Source organism: Halobacillus sp. Marseille-P3879 (assembly GCF_900240285.1).
Taxonomy (GTDB): Bacteria; Bacillota; Bacilli; order Bacillales; family Halobacillaceae; genus Halobacillus_A.
The window spans coordinates 631,144-650,685 of the sequence record NZ_OESS01000003.1 but is presented as its reverse complement, the minus strand read 5'-3'; the positions used below and the strand labels follow the sequence as shown (position 1 = coordinate 650,685).

The following is a 19,542-nucleotide window of genomic DNA, read 5'->3' as shown; positions in this document are numbered from 1 at the left end:
GCTTTTTTGAATGGATTATGAATCGTAAGAAGGAAGGGTAAAGCTCATTGTCGTTCCATGTCCAATCCGGCTGGTTGCTTTAATGCTGCCTCCATGCTCTTCAATGATACGCTTTGAAATGGGAAGCCCTAAACCGCTTCCCCCTTCAGAAAACAGTTTTGTCTGCTCTGATTGATAGAACATTTCAAAAATATGAGGCAGATCATTATCCAATATACCTGGTCCGTTATCCGTGACTTCTACTATACTTTCTCCCTGTCGTTCCTTGATGCGGATCTCAATTTTCTTCTCTTCTTTCTCCATAAATCGCAGACTATTATTAAGTAAGTGAACCATAACCCTCTTTAACTGCTCAGGATCTGCTTTTACTTCATAAGGCTTTACCTTTTCAGATTCGAAGGTGAACGTTACCTCTTCCCACTCCACTTGAAATTCTTCCATTACTTCAATGATAAAAGAACGCAGCTCCAGTCTTTTAAAATAAAAAGCAAGCCGCCCCATATCAAGTTCAGAATGCTGAAACAACTCATCGATTAACCGTTCAAGTACTATAGATTTCATATGAACTGCCTGTAATGCCGAGTCTGCTTCCTCTTTAGAAATGTCTTCTCTCTGCATGAATTCGATCTGTTCTTTAATAAACGACATAGGAAGCCTTAAGTCGTTCGAAATATTGTATAAGAGCTTCTTACGGTTCTCAGAATACTTATTCTTTACGTCTTCAGATTCAAGCAGCTGCAGCCTTAAGTTTTCAAATGAATCGGCAAGCTTTCCAATCTCATCTTTTTTCATCCGCACAAACGGAGCATCCATTTGTCCTGCGCTCACTTCTTCTGCTGCTTTTGTCAGATTCTTCATCGGCTTGATTATATTTTTCATCACGAAATAAATAAACAAAGCATTCGTGATTAATAACAAAATGAGCCATCCGGCAATGTGAATCGATGCAAAGGTGAGCTGATCCCCTTCTTGCGCACTAAAGTCAAATGTATACAGCAGCAAATAGCCTTCTGCAAAAAGAAACAAAAGAATCGGAATGATCACAATAGAAATATTTGAACGAATAAAACGTTTACGAATAGACATGCTTTTACTCCTTTATATATGTAATGCCTTCTTATAAGAATATACCATCTTCCAAGCCATCGTCTACAAAAAGGATATCCACTTTTTTCATATAAATTGTGAACTCCAAAGCATAGGATAGTGTAAAGGCAGATCCATTGGAAAGGATGAGTAATTATGTACCCCTACTCTTTCAGGCCTACAGAAAATCAGCCGACAGTACTTGCATTTGCTCAAGGGGATGTAAATGGAGATGGAATCATCGATAACGTTTATTTAACAGGACGAAAACCTAATGATACGGGAAGTCCTTATACCACCGACATCACGTTAGTCATCCAGGACGGAAGAACACAAGCCTTCTACAGCGTCCCGCTTGAAACAAATGCAGGGTACGCTCCGACGCTGTTCCTCGGCGATTTTACTGGAGATGGAGTCGATGACATTCAAATCAACATCAATTCCGGCGGCAGCGGCGGGTTTTATTTTGTATATATCTACTCTTTTTTAAACAATCAGGCGAACGAATTATTCAACTATGAGACTTTTAACGACCAATACTTATACGATGTCGTCTATCAAGATAATTATAAAGTTGTAATAACGAACCAAACATTAAAACTCGACTACATTATCGATATCAGCAACAAAGGAGAGGAATACCTATCAGAAATTTATACCAGGGACGGCAAGTTAAAATCCCCCGTCCAGGGCTGGGTCTCTGGATTAAATACAGCATATCCTGTTGATTTTGACGGCAATGGAGTTTATGAGTTATTCGTATTTCAGCGTATCGCCGGCCGCTACAACGCCGATGGATTAGGAATTGTCCAGTCCCCCCTCTTTTTTGACGGACGTAAGTTTGTAATTAAAGATGAGTGGCAATACGTTGCTGTACTGGGAATGAAACAACAGTAAATAGGATTCGTTCAATTCTAGGGTGGGCTTTGGGCTGGGAAGAGACTGGGACATAAGTAAAGCAGTGAAGTCAAAAAACGATATTAGTATAAACGCAGATCATTAGCGTAGAAATGGTGTGAATTCTCTTTAACATAAATAATCCGAACTGATTTCTACAGAATCATTCGGATTATTTTATGATTTATTCAGTTTTGTCCCAGCCTGTTCATATTCTATTCTTCAGTCCTGCTATAAAAAGGCAGCTTATTACTCTAGAAACCGAATAATTTCATTTTTATTATTTTTGTACACACTCTCTCCAAGTTCTATCAACTCTTCCATGCAATGAATGTCATCGAAAGGAACTTCCCGATCTAAATCATCATCTATACGCAAATAGCGATCCCCTAATAATAATTGGCTTTGATAAGAAACGGATTCTGAGGATAAATGCAGTGCTAAATCCAGGAGCTTAGGCTTTGTTTTTAAGGAGGGAAATTTCAAAGGCATCCAATGCCGCAGACCCCAGTATTTATTCTTCGAAAGGGAAAAATCGACTTTTTGTCTACCCGTGCCAAACGAGAGAACTTTCATATCGTCCATTTTAATTTGGAAAGATTTAATGGCTTCTGTAATGGCTGCGATCGACGGGTTGTTAGCCCATAGTCCTCCGTCAATGGTCAAATATTGTTGTGATACGTTATTTGGAGGAAAGTAGACCGGAGCTGAACAGGAAGAAAGAATAGCATCCCATAGGTCAACTTCTTTTCCTCTTTTCCCGTCGTACGAATGGAATGCAAAAGGTTTCCCATTAGTAATATCAACTGAAGGAATAAGAAGCGGCTTATCAATTTCTGAGAGTGTAATCCCCCCGAAAACATCACGAAGCAGCTTTCTTAAATCCTTGTCGCTATACACGCTTTTAAACAGCCCCACCTTAGCCTGTCTAGTAAAAATTTGTTTCCCATACGTTTGATAAAACTCAAGCACACCTGCCATTTTTTTGTTGAGAACTATAGAAGAAGCAATAATAGAGCCCGTACTTGTCCCTGCTACTAAGTCAAAGTAACCTCCTATCGGCTTGCCGCAATCTTCTTCAATGGCTTTTAAGATCGTTACGGGAAGGATACCTCTAATTCCACCACCGTCAATGCATAGTATTTTCACGGACTTCACCTAATCTTATGTTTATTCTAAGTTTAACCACGATTAACAATTGTCATTCGACAAAAGGGTTAAAATGGAAGATTTCTATGTCACTGTATGGTAAAATGGAAGTAGGAAAACCTTAATATTATAACTCCAAGGAAGGTGGTTATAATGAAGGAAAAGATTTTGGTCGCATATGATGGTTCAGAACTCAGTAAAAAAGCGATTCAGGAAGCACTTTCTAAAGAATCAGTCAACAACGAAGCTGAAGTCCATGTCATCTCTGTTATCAAACCGACAGGACCATTCACTAATGCAAAAATGTCCGAAAGTATTGGAACTGAGCTGGCCGATCAGTTAAAGAAAGATTTAGAGAAGATTAAAGAGGAATTTAAAACCGTTCATCATCCAATTGTAACGGAAGCTTTGGTCGGAAAAGGTGAAAACAATCCTGGAATAAAAATTTGCGAATATGCAAATAAGAACGACATCGATTTAATTATTATAGGTAACCGCGGATTAGGAAATGTGAAGAAATTTTTCTTAGGCAGTGTGAGCAACAATGTTGTACAGCATGCTAAATGTCCTGTCCTGGTAATTAAGTAAGTAAAGAGCCTGTCCGTTTTTAGACAGGCTCTTTATCTTTATTTAATGACAGCTCCAATTTCCTCTTCATAAGCTGTTAAGGCTGCATCAAACATTCCCAGTCCAGTATCAATTTGATCTTTTGTAACCGTCAGCGGTGGAATCATGCGGATAATTTCAGTTTGATTCCCGCCGAAGTAGAAAAGTACCCCGTTTTCAAGGGCGGCATCCAGGATCTTAAACAAGCCTTCACTGTTAGGTTCTCCTGTCTTGGGATCTATAATCTCGATCCCTATCATTAATCCTACAGAACGAACCCGGCCGATCACAGGGTGCTTCGCTTTTAATTCATTAAGCTTTTGGGCTGCGTAAGCTCCGTTTTTCTTCGTATTTTCAAGTAAGTTCTCATCTTTAATCACATCAAGAACCGCATTTGCTGCTGAACAGGCGATCGGGTTTCCTCCAAATGTGGTCGCATGGCTTCCAAGCGGCCACTGCTTCATAAGTTCATTTGAAGCTACCGTTGCACTCAACGGCATACCGTTTGCAATTCCTTTAGCAATGGCCATTATGTCTGGGGTAACATCAAAGGTCTGTGAGGCAAACCATTCGCCTGTACGTCCAAACCCTGTTTGCACCTCATCAAATATGAGCAGTAAGTTATAGCGGTCACAAAGTTCTCTCACCTTTTTCAGCCAGGCTTTTGGTGGAACAATATAACCTCCTTCACCAAGGACCGGTTCTACGATAACAGCCGCTACTTCCTCAGGAGTGACCTGGTGGGCAAACAATCTTTCGAAATCCTTCTCAAGCTCGTCCACCACGTATTGTTCAGGATCCAAGCCTTCAGGACATTCATCGACCTGAGCATACGGGACCTGGTAAGAACCGGATGGCTGAAGAAATTTACGATATTTACTTTTTGAACTGGTCACACTTAAGGCTCCCATCGATCTACCATGGAATCCACCTATAAACGAAACAATATAAGGGCGTTGTGTGACATGCTTCGCGAGCTTAATTGCTCCCTCAATCGCTTCGGCGCCACTGTTGCCAAAAAAGAAGCAATCCAGATTCCCAGGCATCACTTCTGCCAGACGGTCGGCTAAATTTAAAATTGATTCATAAATTATGACACCTGAAGGTCCATGCCCAAGCTGGTCGGCTCCTTTCTTAATTGCCTCCACCACTTTTGGATGACGGTGTCCTACGTTTGTCGTTGCAATGCCTGAGGTAAAATCTAAATATTGTTTTCCATTTACCCCATAATAATAGCAGCCTTCCTCTTTAACGACAGGCAGATTCGGATGATCCTTCGCCATACTCGGCGCTAAACGATTAGACATATTATCTACAAGGTGCTTCCATTTGTATTCCACAACTATAACCTCCTACTATGAGTTCAACATTAAAAGAATAATAGATGAGCCATAAGAGCCGCAATCGGCAATGTAACAATTGTACGCTGAAGAAAAATCACAAACAACTCAAACAGATTCAATGGTATTTTGGACTTGATTAACAAAATTCCGATTTCCGACATGTACACCAGCTGAGTAAGAGACATTACACCAATAACAAAACGCGTAAGCTCAGATTCTATACCGGCTCCAACAACAGCTGGCAAGAACATGTCTGCAAAACCAACAATCATCGCCGGAGCTGCCTCTGCAGCTTCAGGAATCTGGAGCAGGGTTAACAAAGGAATGAATGGATAAGATAAATAAGTAAATATTGGTGTAAACTCCGCGATGATTAGAGCGATTGTTCCAAGTGCCATAACGAGGGGAATTAAACCGAGCCAAATATCTGCAACGTTAAAAACTCCACGACTGATGACGTCTTTTGCACTTTTAACTTGATCAGCTTTTTTTACGGCCTGATCCACTCCCCAGCGAAAACTAGAGATACCAGCGGGAACGACTTCATCAATTTGCTTTCCTGCCGGCTCGTAATACGTATTCTTTTTTCGAGAAAGCGGGGGAATTCTAGGACAAATTACTGCGGCCACAATTCCACAGACAGCTACAGTAAAGTAAAACTGGACAAACATATGGTCGATTCCGATAAAACGAGCTATGACTAAACTGAAAGCGATCGAAGCAATCGAAAAGTTCGTTGCCACGACAGCAGCTTCACGTTTGGAATAATAGCCTCCTTCGTACTGCTGAGTCGTCAGCAGTACTCCAACGGTTCCACTCCCCATCCATGAAGCTAAAGCATCGACGGAAGAACGCCCTGGGAGCTTAAATAAGGGCTGCATTACTTTTCTTACTACTGTACCGATAAAATCCATCAAACCAAACTCAAGAAGAAGCGGCATAAATAGACTGGCAAACAAGAACCAAACCATTAACACCGGGATTAAGTCGAACAACACGACTTGTCCCGTCAGTTCAGAAGAGATGATTTCGGGGCCTGCCCCAACAAGCGTTAACGTAGCAAATACGGCTCCTAAGATTCGAAGGATAATCCATAATGCGCCAATATCAAACAGACTGGATAAAAATTTATGATTTCGTATAGAAGGATTGTTAATGGCTTTAATGACAAACGCTCCAAAAACGGAAAGCCAGAGGACAATTGTCATAAATAAAGGAATCTGCTCTGAGATAGCAGCCTGAAGCCCGTCTGCCATTATGCCTAATCCTATCGTGACTGTACCATCCACCGATACAGGCACTAGAAATAATAGTATCCCAATAACTGAAGGTACTAAAAATTTAATAAGCTGTCCTGAGGTATAGCCCTGGGCAACATGTTCTTGCTTTTTTTCCGCTTCCATAATATAACCCCCATAAATGAATAAAAATTGTATAAATTAATAGTACATTGTACTTAATCCAAGTGTTCCAATTTATTAATCATACATTCCACTGCATTAAAATTCAATAGCCGTTAATAGATTTCCAGTATTCTTTTTATAGTGGTTGTAAATGGCTTTATAGCAGGCTTTTGAAAATTATAACAGAAATCCGTTTACAAGTTTTAATATTGTGAAAATTCACTCCATTATGATCAGAAATGTCATATATTGTCGAACTTAATCAGGGTAATTATAACTAGTTAAAAGGAAAATTAAAGTAAACAAACCAAATCCAACAACATAAAAGTCAACAGGGCGAAAAATTTAGAATATTCACTTGATTCCTTTCATCATTTAGTGTAACGTAAGTCGCAACAATGTATTTCGAAAAATTTCATATGCTTTCTTATCGAGAGAGGTGAAGGGACTGGCCCGATGAAGCCTCAGCAACCACTGTTTTGACAGTATGGTGCTAACTCCAGCAAGTTTTTAAACTTGGTAGATAAGGAGAGGATTAATTTAAATTAAAGTCTTCTTCTTAAGAAGGCTTTTTTATTTTTATCGGTATTTCAAGTAAGGAGGACATGTATGAATTTGAAAGAAGCTCTACAATCTCAGATTCTCGTAGGAGACGGAGCTCTAGGAACGCTTCTCTACTCTTATGGAATTGATCAATGCTTTGAGGAATTAAACCGTTCTCATCCTGCTGAGGTTTTAAACGTTCATAAAGCGTATGTCGAGGCAGGCGCTGATGTCATTCAAACGAATACGTACGGAGCTAATTATGTAAAGCTTTCTCGTTATGGACTTGAGGATAAAGTAAAAGAAATTAATACATCCGCGATAAGACTTGCGAAACAAGCAGCGGCAGACCACAATTATGTAGTTGGAACTATTGGAGGCATCCGGGCGATCAGTAAACAGGCAGTCTCCCTGGAAGAAATCAAGCGAAGTTTTCGTGAGCAGTTATACTGTATGCTGTTTGAAGGGGTGGATGGTCTTTTATTAGAAACTTTCTATGACTTTGAAGAACTGTCAACCGTAGTACAGATTGCCAGAAAAGAAACTAAGCTTCCTATTATTGCACAAGTATCGATGCACGAACCTGGTGTGCTGCAGGATGGAACCTCCCTCCCTGATGCCTTAAAAGCTCTGGAGAATATCGGTGCTGATGTTACAGGTATCAACTGCCGCCTTGGACCCTACCATATGACTCGAGCCTTAGAAGGGGTGCCGCTTCCTAAGAAGGCCGTGCTCTCAGCTTATCCGAATGCGAGTTTACCAGCATACCAGGATGGCAGACTCGTATATAAAACGGATGCCAGCTATTTTAAAGCAAGTGCACGGTCTCTTTATAAGGAAGGAGCTCGTTTAATCGGCGGATGCTGTGGAACGACACCTGAACATATCAAAGCCATTGCTGAAGAAGTAAAAGGTAAAAAACCGATCCAGCAAAAAAAGGTCCAGCGTGAACCTGCTGAAGTTGAGACACCTGACGTACCTGTCCGTACCACCCCTCACCTTCATGAAATAGCAGCCAAGCGCCCTTCTGTAATCGTGGAACTTGACCCTCCCAAAAAATTAAATACAGATAAATATATGAATGGGGCTCAAGCCTTAAGGGATGCAGGGGTCGACTCAGTGACACTGGCTGATAATTCCCTGGCCAGTCCGCGCATCAGCAACACGGCCATCGCTTCCCTTATTAAGCAGAATTATAATATTAACCCGCTCGTCCACATTGCATGCCGGGACCGCAATTTAATCGGGCTGCAGTCTCATTTAATGGGACTCCATACACTCGGAATTACTGAAGTGTTGGCTGTCACCGGAGATCCGACGAAAATTGGCGATTTTCCAGGTGCTACATCCGTGTATGATCTATCTTCATTTGATTTGATTCAATACATTAAACAACTTAATAAAGGAATTTCTTTTTCAGGAAAATCACTCGGTATGAACACGAACTTCTCCGTAGCTGCAGCCTTTAATCCAAACGTACGTAACCTTAACCGGGCTGTAGGACGTCTTGAGAAAAAAATAAAGTTTGGCGCTGACTACTTTATCAGCCAGCCGGTTTACAGCTCAGAACAGATTGAAGAAGTCTATGAGGCCACAAAGCACATTGACGCACCGATTTATATAGGTATTATGCCGCTTACGAGCTCAAGAAATGCTGAATTTCTTCATAATGAAGTACCGGGAATTACGTTATCAGATGAAATACGAAAACGGATGGAAACAGTCAGTCATGACCCCTCCCTTGCTCAGGCTGAAGGAATTGCCATTGCCAAATCATTAATAGATACAGCAGCGGAGCTTTTTAATGGAATTTACTTAATTACACCATTCCTGCGTTATGAAATTACTGTAGAATTAACGAAATATATAAAAGAAGTCACCCAGCATCGCTCAGAAAGGAAGGTTCACCATGAAAACGACAGCATTTCACCAGCATCTTTCAAATAGAATTCTAGTTTTAGATGGAGCCATGGGGACGATGCTCCAGGACGCTGACCTTTCTCCTGATGATTTTGGCGGAGAACTCTATGATGGTTGTAATGAATACTTGAATTTAACCTCCCCCGGTGTAATCGAATGGATTCACGACGAATATTTAAAGGCGGGAGCCGATATTATTGAAACGAATACGTTCGGTGCTACCGATCTTGTCCTGGATGAATACGAGTTAGGGCACTTAGCGGAAGAGATTAATATTAAAGCGGCTCAAATTGCTAAAGAAGCGGCTGTCCGCCATTCCACAGAAGACCGCCCTCGCTTTGTCGCCGGAGCGATGGGACCGACAACTAAAACGCTGTCGGTCACCGGTGGAACGACTTTTGCACATTTAACTCATGCTTACCATGAGCAGGCTCGCGGACTTCTTAAAGGCGGGGTTGATCTTCTGCTGCTGGAAACTTCTCAAGATATGCTAAACGTAAAAGCGGCGTATCTAGGTATCTCCCGCGCATTTAAAGAAGTTGAGCAAGAAGTGCCGCTCATGGTGTCAGGGACCATCGAGCCGATGGGAACAACGCTTGCAGGTCAGACCATTGAAGCGTTCTATCTATCGCTTGAACATATGAAACCTGCCGTCGTGGGGCTGAACTGTGCGACAGGTCCGGAATTTATGAGAGATCACATTCGCTCATTATCTGACTTAGCTACGACAAGTGTCAGTTGCTATCCAAACGCAGGACTCCCTGATGAAGAAGGGAACTATCACGAAACACCTGAATCCCTGGCTGAAAAAATTGCCGGTTTCGCTGAAAAAGGCTGGCTTAACATAGTCGGCGGATGCTGTGGAACGACACCTGACCATATTAAAGCCCTTGCCGATGCCGTTAAAGATTTCACACCAAGAAAAGCACCTGCAAGTCACCCTCATGCTGTATCTGGAATAGAGCCTTTCATTTACGAAGACAAAAACGACCGCCCTATTCTTATCGGGGAGCGGACCAATGTTATTGGTTCCCGTAAATTCAAACGTTTAATTGCTGAAGAGAAATTCGAAGAAGCATCCGAAATAGCCCGGGCACAAGTAAAAAAAGGTGCCCAGGTGATCGATATCTGTCTCGCCGATCCTGACCGTGATGAAGTGCGGGATATGGAAGAATTCATGAAACAGGTTATCAATAAAGTGAAGGTTCCTCTTATTATCGACTCGACTGACGTGGACGTTATCGAGAAAGCTCTTACCTACTCTCAAGGTAAAGTCATTATCAACTCCATTAACCTCGAAGACGGCGAAGACCGCTTCAAGGAAATCCTGCCACTAGTTCAGCAGTATGGAGCTGCTGTCGTCGTAGGTACGATTGATGAAGAAGGGATGGCGGTTACAGCAGAACGCAAGCTTGAGATCGCTGTTCGGTCAAGGGATATTCTTGTTGAAGATTACGGACTTAATGAGTCGGATATTATTTTCGACCCCCTTGTCTTCCCTGTTGGAACGGGAGATGAACAGTATATTGGCTCTGCTGATGAAACCGTCGAAGGAATTCGTATGATTAAAGAAAAGCTTCCGAACTGTCAGACCGTTTTAGGTGTAAGCAATGTATCCTTTGGTCTTCCTCCTGTTGGAAGAGAAGTACTAAACGCCGTTTATCTTTATCATTGTACAAAAGCCGGGCTTGATTATGCGATCGTTAATACGGAGAAGCTTGAGCGCTTCGCTTCCATCGCCCAGGAAGAAATCGATCAGGCCAACGAGCTTCTTTTTGAGACCACTGATGCAACATTAGCCAAATTCACGGCCTTTTACCGCGGGAAGAAAAAGGAAGTAAAAGTACCAACAGCTACGATGAGCCTATCAGAACGTCTCGCTCACTACGTCGTCGAAGGAACGAAAGAAGGCCTGATCCCGGATTTAGAAGAAGCATTGGCAAGTTACCCGACGCCGTTAGAGATTATTAACGGTCCCTTGATGGATGGTATGGCTGAAGTCGGCCGTCTGTTTAATGACAACCAGCTGATTGTTGCCGAGGTTCTGCAGAGTGCCGAAGTAATGAAAACGTCTGTTGCCTATCTTGAACCACACATGGAAAAAGATGATACGTCGAACAAAAAAGGAAAAATCCTACTGGCAACTGTAAAAGGCGACGTACACGATATAGGCAAAAACCTCGTCGATATTATTTTGAGTAACAATGGGTTTGATGTCGTTGATCTTGGGATTAAGGTCACATCCACCGAACTAATTGAACAAATTAAAAATGAAAACCCGGACTTCGTCGGATTATCCGGACTGCTCGTGAAATCTGCACAACAGATGGTGCTTACCGCCCAGGATTTAAAGCAGCAGCGAATTGACATTCCTATATTAGTTGGCGGCGCTGCCCTTTCACGGAAGTTCACTAACACGAAGATTGCTCCCCAGTATGAAGGCACCGTGTTTTACGCAAAAGATGCAATGGACGGCCTGTCGTTATCGAATAGGCTGAGTCATGAAGAAGACCGCCAGCTCTTGATTGAGGAGCAGCGTGAAAAGCAGGAACAGGCCATAACGAGAGGCGCAGAACAGGCTGCCAAAAAGCCAGCCGCCACCGCTGTAGCTGAAAAACCGGTTTCAACGGTATCGAAAACAGTTCCTGTATTTAAGCCTCACGATTTTCAACAGCATCTATTGAGAAATTACTCAGTTGCCCATATTGAACCTTACATTAATATGCAGATGTTAATCGGACACCACTTAGGGTTAAAAGGTAAATTCTCAAAACTGATGGAACAGAAAAATGAAAAGGCTCTACACTTAAAAGAGGTGGTTGATGAATTAATTGAAAAAGCTCAAAAAGAAGGGATTATTCAGCCTTCTGCGCTTTATCAGTTCTTTCCGGCTCAGTCGGATGGAGACGACGTCATTATTTACGACCCAAGTGACCAACAAACAATCATCGAACGGTTTACTTTTCCGAGACAGAATCGAGATCCGTACCTTTGTTTAGCTGACTATTTGCGATCTGTGGACAGTGGAGAAATGGATTACGTTGGATTCTTCTCTGTTACTGCCGGAAAGGGAATACGTGACCAATCCGTTAAGTTGAAAGAACAAGGAGAATACTTGAAGAGTCATGCACTGCAGGCTCTAGCTTTAGAAACAGCGGAAGGGTTGGCCGAACATATTCACCAGCTGATGCGTGATAAATGGGGATTCCCAGATGCAGTGGATTTCACCATGCAGGAACGTTTTTCAGCCAAATATCAGGGACAGCGCTATTCCTTTGGTTACCCGGCCTGCCCGGAATTAGAAGATCAGAAGAAACTATTTAAGCTCATTCAACCAGAGCAGATCGGCGTGGAACTTACCGAGGAATGCATGATGGAACCCGAAGCCTCCGTCACAGCTATCGTCTTCGCTCACCCCGAAGCCAGATACTTCAACGTCCACTAAAAATTCAATTTTCAAAGCATTTTTGGTACCAGGTACACTTTGGCGAAAAGTGTGTACCTGGTACCACTTTTTATTGTTTGTGTACCGGGTACACTTCTTGGGTACACTTCTTTCCTCCTTCTGTACCGTGTACCATCAAAAAACTCCTGTACCCGATGGGTGCACAGGAGTAGGGATTATTGATTAATATGGGTTTCAATATATCTTTTTAAAACGTGAACGGTTTGGACGCAGTCGTTTAGGGAGGACCACTCTTCTGGAGTATGACTAATTCCGTCTTTGCTTCTGACAAACAACATGGAAACGGGAATTTGATGGCCGACAATTAAAGCATCATGCCCGGCACCGCTCGGTAAAAGGTGAGAATCCATTCCTAAGTTGTTAAAGGTGTGCTGCAAGAGATCGGTATACTTAGGAGCAATAGGTACGGGCGCGACTTTTAATATCTGCTTTCCTTCCATGGTCACGCCATATTTATCAGCGATCCGGTCCGCTTGCTGAGTCACTAACTCCACTAACTGATCTCTTGTGTCTTCATAAATATCACGGATGTCTACAATTAAATGAACTTTTCCTGCGATAACATTGGCTCCATTCGGCTGTACATTCAGTTTTCCTACAGTAGCGACAGCGGTTCGACTTACTTCTTTAGGAAGGTAGTGAATATTACTGACAAACTCCCCCGCTGCTACAAGCGGGTCCCTTCGTTCCGTCATAGGAGTGTTTCCTGCATGTCCGGCTGTCCCTTCAAAAGTAATCTCGAGCCAGGAAGGACCGGCAATGCCTGACACGATACCTGCTGGGAGGTTCTTCTGTTCCAGAATTTTGCCTTGTTCAATGTGAACCTCCACAAAATGGGACACTTCATCCAGGTTCCTTTTTGCATTAAAAAATCCCTCTGAAGATAAACCAACTTCTTTTAAAGCCTCACCAAAAGAAACATCATTTTGGTCGACTAACCCCTCCTGGATCTCCCGGTCAACTTCCCCGGTCATAGCGCGGCTCCCGGTAAGACCGTTGTTAAACCTTGCTCCTTCTTCATCCGAGAAAATAACGACTTCGTAAGACCGTTCGGGTTGATATCCTCTTTCATTCCACGCTTCTACCACTTCAAGTGAAGAAAGAACCCCGAGAGGACCGTCAAAATGACCGCCATTTGGGACGCTGTCTACATGAGAGCCGCTCAATACAGCTGGTAATCCCGGCTGCTTCCCTTCTAATCTACCAAATACATTTCCGGCTCCATCTTCAGTAATTGTAAGGCCGGCCTCACTCATCCATTGTTTAACCAAATCTTTGGCCTGTTTTTCTTCTTTATAAAATCCCGGTCTCTGACTGCCCCCGTCAGGAGTTAATCCAATTTTTGAAATGGCATGTAATCTTGAAGCTAATCTTTCACCGTCGATCCCGTCATAGGTTAAACTAGAATCATACTCTTCCATTAATTGTGCATATAAGTTCCATTCCATCTCCATCACCCTGCTATATTTTTATATATTTTTCCGTCTTTCATCACTACTGTAACATTGTCTGCGTTTTCTAACGAGCGAATGTCTTCTAGCGGGTTCATCGCCGTTACGATTATATCTGCCCATTTTCCTTCTTCCACTGTTCCTGTCTTGTTCTCCCATCCCAGGCATTCGGCTGCTGTTTTAGTTGTAGCTACTATTGCTTCCATAGGAGTCATCCCAATCTCACACATAAGACCGAGCTCTCTGAGGTTCGTTCCATGTTCCATCACTCCGGCATCTGTGCCCATCGCAATTTTTACGCCAGCCTCGTAGGCTTTCGCAATACTTGCTTTGTGAGCTTCAATTACTTCTTTTGATTTCTCAATGGCATAGGGAGCCATTCGGTCATTCTTTTCCCCCGATTCAAGTACAGATACAGGTGCCAGCAATGTAGGTACAAGGAATGTATCATTTTCAAGCATTAAATCAACCACTTCATCGTCAATATATATCCCATGCTCAATTGAATAGATACCTGCTCTAACGGCATTTTTTATGCCTTGAGCCCCTTGAGCATGAGCCATAACTTTCACACCATTCCGGTCGTAAGCTTCATCCACCATTACTTTTAATTCTTCGTAGGAAAATTGGGTAAACTCTGGGTGGTCGGTAGGACTTGTCACACCCCCTGTAGCATGAACTTTAATAACATCTGCCCCTGCTCTCAGCATTTGGCGGACGGTTTTACGGACTTCTTCTACACCATCACAAATCCCACCTGGCATACCTGGATATGTTTGGAGGGTGGCATCAACACCAGACTGAGTCCAATTGTCTCCATGGCCTCCTGTGATCGTTAACGGGTTTATACTTATTTGCAGGCGGGGACCTTCGACCAATCCGTCCTCTACTGCTTTTTTTGTCCCGATATCTGTAAAACCGGCGTCTCTGACAGATGTGATTCCAGTGTTCAGCGTACGTTTTAGAAATTGAGTACTTTCATAAAATCGATATGAAAAAGGAGTCGATACAGCATCCTGAATATTTTTTAATTCCATTGTCATATGAACATGGGTATCAATCAATCCAGGCAATATATATTGACCTTCTGCATCTATTGTTTCTACGCCTTCTGGAGCGTTGATGGATGAATCCTTTCCTACTTTTACGATTTGGTTGTCTTTTACCAATACGGAAGCTTCTTCTAACGGTTTGCCTCCGAGTCCATCAATTAATGTTCCATTTTTAATAAGTGTGTAAGCCACCCTAAACTCCTCCTTTTTATTACAATGTACTGATTAGAACACTTGCTATGACTATAGAACCAACTGTTACCGATGTGAACCCTCCGATTAACATGGGGGCGACTAATTCATCCATGATCCTTTTTTCTTCTTCTTTTGTTCGACCAACACTCCGGCTGACTTCCTCGACGATCAGATAATCACCAGGGAAACCGTACATTGCCGTTAATACGACAGGTATAGCTTTTGTAGACTTCCATTTAAAGATCTTACCTCCAATAATTCCGCCTAGCACTAACCCGGTTGTTCCTATTAGAATAATGGTAATAACAGCAACTAGCGAAGCAACAACCTGCTCAAACGTAATGCCCACCAGCGAGCTTACCACTACTACAATCAGGGCAACCATAGCAAAACCTGAACTGTTCGAGCGATCCAGCGCTCGGTCAGGATAAATACGAAGTGCTGCGCCGGCTACCCCGATAGCAAGTGACCAAAGACTATAGTTAATTCCAGTTACTGCCCCAAGCCATGTAGCGAGAGCTCCGCCAATAAATAACATAAAAAGTAAAATAAAATTACTGCTTAAAAATTTCTCAGGGATGAGAAGCTTCTTTTGACTATTGGCTCCCAACAACGCACTGCCGTCTGAGTCCCCTTCTCCGTTTGAAGAATCTCTACTGGACAAGTCATCTCTAATACTTACTGCGTATTTACTCAGAAGCGTAGAAGTAAGCGGCATGCCTACAAGGTTTTGGAGCGCAAATACAACGACAGGAATAGCGGCTATCGCCGTAAATCCAGCCTCTGTTAATCCTTCCGCTGTCACGATATAAGCAATAATACCTCCGGTTAGCGGTCCAGCTCCTGCCACCGCTGTACTATAATCAAATAGCAAGGTAATGAGCGACAGCATTAAAGCTACAGAGATCACTAATCCAATCAATGTAATGATCACGGCTTTGTATTGAGATTTAATTACCGAAAGTGGGATCATTGTACCAAGGTGAACGATTAACACAGGTACGAGAACGCCCCCGACAGCCACCAGAGTAGAGGCTTCGATGTATGATTCGGGTAAAATTCCTGTCTGTAACAACAAAAAAGTTACTGCCACAACTACTAGCAGTGTAGGGATCTTCGCTCTTGAGGACAAAGAGAGCACTTCCCCTAAAGCAATAATTGCAATTAAAATCAATACGATATAAATGGGCTGCATATAATACATCCTTTTCTTATTATTAATTATTCAAAATTATAAGATAATTAAAGCAAATAAAAAATGAGCGCAACCGACAAACTTCAACAAATATTTTTGTCGGTTACGCACAAATACTGTTTTTATTTTACATTGAAAGGTAATTAGCCGCACGCAGTGCCAATTGCAATTCAAATGCATTTTCTCCCTTAATGGTTGTAATGTTTAATAACTGCCTAATGGTACGAAGACGGTATTTAATAGTATTGACATGAACATATAGTGATTTAGCACTGTCCACCATATTCTGGTTGGATTCAAAGTAGACTTCAAGTGTTCTGAGTAATTCAGAACCATGCTTTCGATCATAAGTTATAATTTCACCTATTGTCTCATCTACATATTCCTGCAGTTCATTCCGATCTGATTTTAAAAACAGACGGTTTGGTCCTAATTGGCTGTAGGACATGATTGACTGTTTCCCGGCAGTGGTCTGTAAATACTGAATACATCGCCCCGCACCCTGATTCGAATAGTTGATATTCGTCAGTTTTTCAACCATTTTTCCCATTCCTGCGAAGTGATCTAACCCAAACTGCTCGTGTGAAATTTGAATGATTTTGCTGAATAACTGATATAACCTTTCAAAAATGAGATCCTCATTCTGCCCAGACCGCACAGTAAACATAAAAGTCAATTCCATATTTTTATCATGAACAAGTGTTTTATATGGAAGCTTAGCCAATTCTCTATAAACTAACCTCGTCAGATGGGCTTTCTTTTCATTAAGTTTTTCAAAAGAAAGCAGGGGATTTTCAATAAAAAGTTTAACTATAACATACTGATGATCAGCCCGTTCTGGAAAATTAAGTTTCACCGGGTGATTAGGAGACAGTTCGTCATACGGCTCATGAAGCAGCTGCTCTAATAAGGTTCCAGAATAACTGAAATCATCCGCAACCAGCTTTTCCTGTCTGTCAATTTCCATTGCAAAAATAGTCAGCGCCTGCTCTACTGCAAACCGATCTAACGGGTCAAGTTCTACTTGTTCGTCCACAACAACTGTGAGCAGACCCAGGGTTAACTTCTCGGTTTTAATTGGAAAGAAATAAACCGTATAATAGTGATTTTGCAGGGTCACCTCATGAAAGACTACCTCCCCCTTAATGATGACTTCATTTAGTGTTTGAGAAAAGAGATTTCTCAACTCAGTAGAGTAAGAGGTAGTTTCCTCGTTGGAGAGGGCTAAAGGTTCAATCCATTCGTTAAATACTATAATGTCTTTATCAATGAGGGAAGCAAGAGTTTTTGTAATATCTTCAAGTCCTCTTTTTGAAAGAAATACTCTTGAAAGTTCCTTATGAATTCGCTGAGTCCGTTCGTTTTGAGAAAATAACGTAGCATTTTCAATCGCAATGGTGGCCTGAGTTGCAAAAGTTTCAAGCAATTGCAAATCTGTTTGATCAAACTGCATTTCTTTTTCATAAATATCGACAGTTAATACACCTATACACTCCTCATTAGAAATAAGGGGAACACAGATAGCGCTCATAGGATATTCCATTCTTCCAAGCGATTGTGCATAAAGCTCTTTTGTTTGAGAGGTTAAGTCGGCCATTCCCTCAAATGTATCATCGGAAGAGGTGAATACCTGTCCCTCTTTGGATGAATACGTCTTACCGCTCATCCCCTGACCTGGTTTCATCCGGATATCCTTTAAATAACTCATATCGAAGCCAATAGCACTTTTAGCATACAATTCATCCGATTTTTTATCATATAAGAATAAAACACTGGCATTTGATCCTTCAATTACACGTAAGACCTCTTTGATCAATTGGTGTAGGACATCAGATAAATCTCTTGTTGAATTTAATACTCTAACTGAATTTATTAAGCTCAATAACCTTTTTTCCGTTTCCAACCTTGATGTCCTCCTTCATGATGTAATTTCCATCTGTGTATTAACTATCCGCTGTTCCTAAGGCCTGTTTAGCCATCAATTCGTATTCTTCTGACCCAGACTTAATGGCAAACTCAGCAATAGCTACTGGATAGGCAGCTAATAACTCTACAATGTGTTCAAACATATACGGCCACGTACGTCCACCAGCTGCTTCATACTCCTGAATTAATTCCCTGAGCGCCTCTTCCCCAAAGGCAGCCAGGTGAACCGCAAAGTCATTACCGGGGTCATCGATACGCGCCTCCGTCCAGTCAATAAAGCCTGTCACCCGTGCTTCTTCGTCTATTAAAATATGACCGGGGTGAAGGTCACCATGGATAAAAACTTTATGTTTGGGCCACAATTCATCTTTAGACAGCCAGGTTTGCCAGCGCTGCCACAATTCATCACTCACACCAAACGTCTTCTTCACTTTTTCCATACGCTTTTTCATCTTTTCTCGTAAGTCGGCCGCTTCTGGATCTTCTACTAGATTTATATTATGCAGAGTCACAGCAGCTTCCCCTAACGTTTTATGATAGAGATGGGGGATGTTTTTTTCATCGATTTCCCATACGTAAGCTTTAGCTTGAGGGTCAATGGTTCCTGCAGGCACTCCCCTTAGTTTTGGATAAGCAATAAGTGCCTCAGAAAAAATTTCCCATACCGGTGCCTGAACGGAAAGTTTCCCTTTTACCTTATCCAGAATCTCCTTTTCTTTCTTTGCCGTTGGGATGACATCTTTCCGCCTCGGGATCCTCAACACCCATTCCCTGCCGCTTACATCCTTTGCAAAAACGACTTGAAAATCGAGACCTGAATTGTTAACTTCCATCGTTTCTTTTCTTAATGACAATTGGTGCTGTTCAGCCAGCTCCATCACTTGCTTCATTGATTTGGACATAATCCACTCACCTTTCTTTTTCGCAAATAGAAAAACACAGGCAAGTCTGCCCGTGTTCAAGAATAAAAAATGTAATAGAGAGCCAGTTTCTATAATACGACTCTACACTCTATGCTGATGTTCCTTATCTCAAGCAGACTTACCTATGTCCCTGTACATCCAAAGACACACGCCCCTATATTCAGTTAGCGGCACCCTTGACGGGATCGAAGTCTGCAAAATAACATAAAGAACCCTCCGTTCAATAAGATACCCCCATCTTACCACACCCCCTCACCAGTTGGTACCGGGTACACTTCTTTCTCTCTTCTGTACCGGGTACCACACAGTTCTTTCGCTGTACCCGGTACGCTTCTTTCTCCCTTCTGTACCGGGTACCACACAATTCACAAATCGTTTATAATGGTA

General features: G+C 42.1%; 13 protein-coding genes and 1 riboswitch. Of the genes, 4 read left to right on the top strand and 9 right to left on the bottom strand.

What is annotated here, in order from left to right:
- Window positions 1–15: 15 nt before the first annotated feature.
- Window positions 16–1,086, bottom strand: a complete 1,071-nt coding sequence (locus tag C1A12_RS17475) for a cell wall metabolism sensor histidine kinase WalK (RefSeq protein WP_101845920.1) — start codon at window positions 1,084–1,086, stop codon at window positions 16–18.
- 156 nt (window positions 1,087–1,242) lie between these two features.
- On the opposite strand from C1A12_RS17475, the gene C1A12_RS17470 reads away from it, so the two are divergent.
- On the top strand, window positions 1,243–1,983 hold the full coding sequence (locus tag C1A12_RS17470; RefSeq protein ID WP_101845918.1) for a spore coat protein: 741 nt from the start codon (window positions 1,243–1,245) through the stop codon (window positions 1,981–1,983).
- Between the two features lie 249 nt (window positions 1,984–2,232).
- Here the strand turns inward: C1A12_RS17470 and C1A12_RS17465 are convergent, their stop codons facing one another.
- Window positions 2,233–3,132, bottom strand: coding sequence for a CBASS cGAMP-activated phospholipase (locus C1A12_RS17465; RefSeq protein WP_101845916.1), 900 nt, complete (start codon window positions 3,130–3,132; stop codon window positions 2,233–2,235).
- A gap of 153 nt (window positions 3,133–3,285) precedes the next feature.
- On the opposite strand from C1A12_RS17465, the gene C1A12_RS17460 reads away from it, so the two are divergent.
- Entirely contained in the window at window positions 3,286–3,720 is a 435-nt protein-coding gene (locus tag C1A12_RS17460; protein WP_101845914.1) for a universal stress protein, read from the top strand.
- Between the two features lie 38 nt (window positions 3,721–3,758).
- Here C1A12_RS17460 and C1A12_RS17455 read toward each other — a convergent pair whose 3' ends face one another.
- Both C1A12_RS17455 and C1A12_RS17450 read right to left on the bottom strand, forming a co-directional pair.
- Window positions 3,759–5,078: an aspartate aminotransferase family protein gene (locus C1A12_RS17455; RefSeq protein ID WP_101845912.1), complete on the bottom strand. Its 1,320-nt coding sequence runs from the start codon at window positions 5,076–5,078 to the stop codon at window positions 3,759–3,761.
- Between the two features lie 29 nt (window positions 5,079–5,107).
- Window positions 5,108–6,484 (bottom strand): YjiH family protein, encoded by a 1,377-nt coding sequence (locus C1A12_RS17450; RefSeq protein ID WP_101845910.1) that lies wholly within the window; start codon window positions 6,482–6,484, stop codon window positions 5,108–5,110.
- Window positions 6,485–6,908: 424 nt separating this feature from the next.
- Window positions 6,909–7,014: riboswitch (SAM riboswitch) on the top strand.
- Between the two features lie 79 nt (window positions 7,015–7,093).
- Here C1A12_RS17450 and C1A12_RS17445 point away from each other — a divergent pair.
- Together C1A12_RS17445 and metH are read left to right on the top strand one after the other, a co-directional pair.
- Window positions 7,094–8,974, top strand: a complete 1,881-nt coding sequence (locus tag C1A12_RS17445; RefSeq protein ID WP_101845908.1) for a bifunctional homocysteine S-methyltransferase/methylenetetrahydrofolate reductase — start codon at window positions 7,094–7,096, stop codon at window positions 8,972–8,974.
- The gene (gene metH, locus C1A12_RS17440; RefSeq protein WP_101845906.1) at window positions 8,937–12,392 is read left to right on the top strand and encodes a methionine synthase; all 3,456 of its coding nucleotides are present in this window, start codon (window positions 8,937–8,939) and stop codon (window positions 12,390–12,392) included. Before C1A12_RS17445 ends, metH begins: the two co-directional genes overlap by 38 nt.
- A gap of 176 nt (window positions 12,393–12,568) precedes the next feature.
- Here the strand turns inward: metH and C1A12_RS17435 are convergent, their stop codons facing one another.
- The 5 genes from C1A12_RS17435 to C1A12_RS17415 form a co-directional block, all read right to left on the bottom strand.
- The gene (locus C1A12_RS17435; protein WP_306417019.1) at window positions 12,569–13,861 is read right to left on the bottom strand and encodes a Zn-dependent hydrolase; all 1,293 of its coding nucleotides are present in this window, start codon (window positions 13,859–13,861) and stop codon (window positions 12,569–12,571) included.
- 5 nt (window positions 13,862–13,866) lie between these two features.
- Window positions 13,867–15,108: an amidohydrolase family protein gene (locus C1A12_RS17430; protein WP_101845902.1), complete on the bottom strand. Its 1,242-nt coding sequence runs from the start codon at window positions 15,106–15,108 to the stop codon at window positions 13,867–13,869.
- Window positions 15,109–15,127: 19 nt separating this feature from the next.
- Window positions 15,128–16,306: a hypothetical protein gene (locus C1A12_RS17425; RefSeq protein WP_101845900.1), complete on the bottom strand. Its 1,179-nt coding sequence runs from the start codon at window positions 16,304–16,306 to the stop codon at window positions 15,128–15,130.
- 127 nt (window positions 16,307–16,433) lie between these two features.
- Window positions 16,434–18,209 (bottom strand): helix-turn-helix domain-containing protein, encoded by a 1,776-nt coding sequence (locus tag C1A12_RS17420; protein WP_101845898.1) that lies wholly within the window; start codon window positions 18,207–18,209, stop codon window positions 16,434–16,436.
- A 40-nt stretch (window positions 18,210–18,249) separates the two neighbouring features.
- Complete coding sequence (locus tag C1A12_RS17415; protein ID WP_101845896.1) at window positions 18,250–19,134, bottom strand: macrolide 2'-phosphotransferase; 885 nt, start codon at window positions 19,132–19,134, stop codon at window positions 18,250–18,252.
- Window positions 19,135–19,542: the final 408 nt, after the last annotated feature.